At 56.3% G+C, this 1,304-nt stretch carries 1 protein-coding gene; it reads left to right on the top strand.

The window, feature by feature from the left end:
- On the top strand, positions 1 to 1,304 hold a 1,304-nt coding region (locus E4K65_RS46650), incomplete at both ends, for an aminotransferase (protein WP_135179757.1).

The raw sequence follows: 1,304 nt of genomic DNA, 5'->3' as shown, positions 1-1,304 counted from the left end.
ACTGGTAAGATCGGTGATCCCACCATCGTCACTGGGGGTAAGGGTATCCGCATTGAAGACGCGCAGGGGCGTAGTTACATAGATGGCTTTGCTGGTCTGTATTGTGTAAATATTGGCTACGGCCGGACTGAAGTGGCTGAAGCCATCGCGCGCCAAGCCTACAAATTGGCATACTACCACACTTACGCGGCCCACACGACGGAAGAGCTGGCGACCCTCTCTGATCGTCTCATCCGAATGGCGCCAGGTAAGCCGAGCAAGGTATTCTTTGGGCTGTCCGGATCGGACGCCAACGAAACACAAGCCAAGCTGGTGTGGTATTACAACAATCTACGTGGACAGCCCAAGAAGAAGAAGATTATCTCCCGTGAACGCGGATATCACGGATGCTCAGTCATATCCGGTTCTATGACTGGTATGTCGTTCTACCATGATCACATGGACCTACCCTTTCAAGGTGTCTTGCACGCGGGCACACCGCACTACTATTGGGGTGCCGAGCCAGGCGAAACGGAAGAGGATTTCTCTCGCCGGCGTGCAGTCGAGCTTGAAGAGCTGATCGTGCGAGAAGGGCCCGAAACGATCGGGGCCTTTATCGCAGAGCCGGTGCTGGGTACAGGGGGGATTACACCGCCTCCAACTGGCTACTGGCGTGAAATTCAGGCCGTGCTGAGGCGCTACGACGTGCTTCTGATCGCCGACGAGGTGATATGTGGATTCGGCCGAACCGGCGCTGACTTCGGCAGCACGCTTTACGGAATTGAGCCAGATCTTGTGACAGTCGCCAAAGGCCTGACATCAGGCTACGTCCCGCTCTCGGGAGCTATCGTCGGTGAGAAAGTGTACCGTGTTATGGAGGAAGCAGCGGATCGAGTCGGTGCATTTTCGCACGGATACACCTATTCAGGTCATCCGATTGCTGCCGCTGCCGCCAACGCAGTCCTCGATATCGTGGAGAACGAGCGACTAAGCGACCGCGCCAGAATTGTCGGCTCGCACTTTCTTAAGCGCCTAAAAGAGCGGTTTGCCCAGCTAGAAATCGTCGGCGAAGTTCGGGGCGTGGGCTTGCTTGGAGCGATCGAGTTCGTTGCGGATCGCCAGACGAAACGGCGATTTGATCCGCAGCTAAAGGTGGGCGCCCGAATCTCAAAGGCTGCTCGTGATAGGGGGCTTATCGCACGAGCAATGCCGCACGGAGATATTCTGGGCTTTGCCCCCCCGCTCGTTGTGTCCGAGAGTGAGATCGACGAGATTGTTGATCTGGCGTATCGAGCGACTAAGCAAGTGATGGACGAACTCGCGAA

Source organism: Bradyrhizobium niftali, from assembly GCF_004571025.1.
Taxonomy (GTDB): Bacteria; Pseudomonadota; Alphaproteobacteria; order Rhizobiales; family Xanthobacteraceae; genus Bradyrhizobium; species Bradyrhizobium niftali.
Note: the sequence above shows the minus strand (reverse complement) of the source record. Positions and strands in the feature narration are given on the sequence as shown.